The organism is Microbacterium sp. (assembly GCF_052102115.1).
Lineage (GTDB): Bacteria > Actinomycetota > Actinomycetes > Actinomycetales > Microbacteriaceae > Microbacterium.
On sequence record NZ_JBQDVP010000051.1, the window covers coordinates 1 to 2,985 of the forward strand.

Here is a 2,985-nt window from a genome sequence, read left to right on the forward strand (position 1 = left end):
AACTACGTGATGCTCGAACTCGGCAACCCGATTCACGGCTACGACCTCGACAAGCTGTCCGGCGGTATCACCGTGCGCCGCGCGCAGGCGGGCGAGAAGCTGAAGACCCTCGATGGACAGGAGCGGGCGCTCCACGTCGAGGATCTGCTGATCACGGACGAGTCCGGGCCGATCGGCCTCGCCGGCGTCATGGGCGGCGGTACCACCGAGATGTCGGATGCCACGCGCAACGTGCTGATCGAGGCGGCGATCTTCGATCCGATCTCGATCGCGCGCACCGCCCGCCGGCACAAGCTGCCGAGCGAAGCCTCCAAGCGCTTCGAGCGCGGCGTCGACCCGCTCGTGCCCTTCGTGGCCGCGCGCCGGGTTGCCGACCTGATGGTCGAACTCGCCGGCGGACGTATCGACGAGCTCGGCGGCGCGCTGTACGCCGAGTTCGAGATCGCCGGCATCGCGCTGCCGGCGGAGTTCGTCCCCGGACTCATCGGGGTCGACTACACCGACGAAGAGATCGTCGGCGCGTTGGAGACCATCGGCGCTGAAGTGACCGAGACATCCGACGGATGGCTGGTCATTCCGCCGAGCTGGCGCCCCGACCTGATCGACAAGTGGACACTGGCTGAAGAGGTCGCTCGCATTCACGGGCTCGACCAGGTGCCCTCCGTCCTGCCGACTCCGCCCGCCGGACGCGGGCTCACCGCCGCGCAACTGGGGCGTCGCCGCGTTGCGAACGCGCTGGCGGCCGCCGGGCTCGTCGAGACGCCGGCGTTCCCGTTCACGACCGAGGCGCAGAACGCGCTGCACGGGTCGGCCTCGGGGGAGAAGCTGCCGAGCGTGAAGCTGGCCAATCCGCTCGACGGGCAGGCGCCGTTCCTGCGCCGTTCCCTGATCCCCGGTCTGCTGCAGATCGCGCATCGCAACATCTCCCGCGGTCTCACGGATCTCGCGATCTTCGAGACGGGGTCGGTCTTCCTGCCCGAGCCCGGCGTCACCTACGGCACCGACGAGGTTCCACCGCTCGGGCAGCTCCCCTCGGACGAGACGCTCGCCGAGTTGAACGCGTCGATTCCGCCGCAGCGCCGCCACGTCGCCGCGCTGTTCACCGGCAATGTCACCGCCCGCCAGCCGGGACGCGACGCCGAGCCCTACGGACTGTCGGATGCTCTGGATGCCGTGCGTGTCATCGCCGTGGCCGCCGGCGTCGAGATCGACGTGGCGCAGGGGCAGCGAGCAGCGCTCCACCCCGGCCGCGTCGGTGTGCTGAGCGTGGCAGGCGAGGAGGTCGGCTACGTCGGCGAACTGCACCCGAACGTGGCGTCCGATGCTGATCTGCCGGGTCGCGCCGTCGTGCTGGAGCTCGACCTCGACGGCATCCTGACGGTCGCCGGAACACGTGTCGTGGCCGCATCGCTGTCGACGTACACCGCGGCCACGCAGGACGTCTCGTTGGTGGTTCCGGCATCGGTGACCGCGGGCGAGGTTCGCGCCGCGCTCGTCGAAGGCGCGGGGGAACTGCTCGAATCGGCTCGCCTCGTCGACGACTACCGCGGAAAGGGACTGGATGCCGGGCAGAAGAGCCTGACGTTCGCGTTGCGTTTCCGAGCATCCGATCGCACACTCACCGCGGCCGAGGCGACTGAGGCGAAGTTGGCCGGCGTGGCTTCGGCGACCGAACGCTTCGGGGCGAGCATCCGCGACTGACCTGCGTGTCCCGTGCGCGTGTCCGGTGCGCGCACGGAGTCGGGGCCGTGAGGATGGATGCATGACGTCTACCTCGCCGTTCGCCTCGTGGTTGCGGGATCTGCCCTCCCTTACCGGAGAGTCTCCGCCGTTCGATACCGGGACGGCGCCGGATGATCCCATCGCGCTCTTCGCCGAGTGGATGCAGGATGCCGTCGCCCGCGGCGTCGCCGAGCCCCACGCGGCCACGCTGGCGACGGCGGACGCCGCCGGCGTTCCCGACGCCCGAACCCTGATCATCAAGGACGTGAGTCTGCGCGGATGGGCGTTCGCGGGGCCGCGCCGATCTGCGAAGGGCGTGCAACTCGAGGCGAACCAGTCTGCGGCGCTGAACTTCTGGTGGCAGCCGGCGCGGCGCGCTGTGCGCGTGCGCGGCACCGTGCGCGAAGCGTCCGACGCCGAGAGCGCCGCCGACCTCGCGGCCCGGTCGCCCGCGGCGCGTGCCGGAATCGGACCAGGGGAGTGGGTGCGCTGGTGGCTCGAGCCTGCGCGCATCGAGTTCTGGCAGGGAGCGACGGATCGCCGTCACCTGCGGCTCGTCTACACGCGTGACGGCGACGGCTGGCTCCGCCAGGTCGGGAATGGAGAGGATGGCGATGAGTGACTACGAGGTGACAGAGATCGGTGCGCCGGATCAGTGGCGTGCGCATTTCGGCGGGTTCGACCAGGCGCGTTCGCGCGACGGTCGGCGGGTGGTGGATCATGAGTTGACGATGCAGTACATCGGCATGACGGCCAATGCCCTTGTTCCGGGCGAGGAGGCCGGCTACTGGCACACGCACTCACGCGTGGAGGAACTCTACGTGTTCCTCGACGGTGTCGGGCAAATGGGGCTGGATGACGACGTCGTCGAAGTCCGCGCCGGTTCGGTCGTCCGGGTCGGGCAGGGTGTACTTCGTACGTGGCGCGCTCGTCCGGACAGTCCGGGAGAGCTGCGATGGCTGTGCATTCGAGCCGGCGGTGAGGAGTTGCCGGAGATGCCGAACGATGGTTCGCGCGATCCCGAGCGGCCGATGCCGTGGTCGGATTGAGGCGACGGTTCTATCGAACATAAGAACTAGATAATCGCGCTTTGCGCTGGCATTCGTCGAACAGAAATGCTAGTATTGACGCATGGACGAGTACGACGATGTGGACGACCGGCCCCGTGATGCCGCGTTCTTCATCGAGTCCGCTCTCGACGATCTGCAGTGCGCCGATATCGATCTGAACCGTTACGCCGCTCGTCGCGCCGCCCAGATCGCG

At 68.7% G+C, this 2,985-nt stretch carries 3 protein-coding genes; all 3 read left to right on the forward strand.

Features of this window, described 5'->3' with window-relative positions:
* Nucleotides 1-1,701: phenylalanine--tRNA ligase subunit beta (locus ACTICP_RS13315; protein WP_441893122.1), on the forward strand; the 1,701-nt coding region annotated here is incomplete at its 5' end.
* Between the two features lie 61 nt (nt 1,702-1,762).
* Complete coding sequence (locus ACTICP_RS13320; RefSeq protein ID WP_441893124.1) at nt 1,763-2,344, forward strand: pyridoxine/pyridoxamine 5'-phosphate oxidase; 582 nt, start codon at nt 1,763-1,765, stop codon at nt 2,342-2,344.
* Nucleotides 2,337-2,771 carry a cupin domain-containing protein gene (locus tag ACTICP_RS13325; RefSeq protein ID WP_441893126.1) on the forward strand — a complete coding sequence of 145 codons (435 nt, stop codon included), beginning with the start codon at nt 2,337-2,339 and terminating at the stop codon, nt 2,769-2,771. The genes ACTICP_RS13320 and ACTICP_RS13325 overlap by 8 nt, the downstream gene beginning before the upstream one ends.
* Nucleotides 2,772-2,985 lie beyond the last annotated feature (214 nt).

Bases quoted from the DNA above. Each gene is read 5' to 3' on its own strand.
- ACTICP_RS13320 (WP_441893124.1), top strand. From the start codon at position 1,763: ATGACGTCTACCTCGCCGTTCGCCTCGTGGTTGCGGGATCTGCCCTCC.
- ACTICP_RS13325 (WP_441893126.1), top strand. From the start codon at position 2,337: ATGAGTGACTACGAGGTGACAGAGATCGGTGCGCCGGATCAGTGGCGT.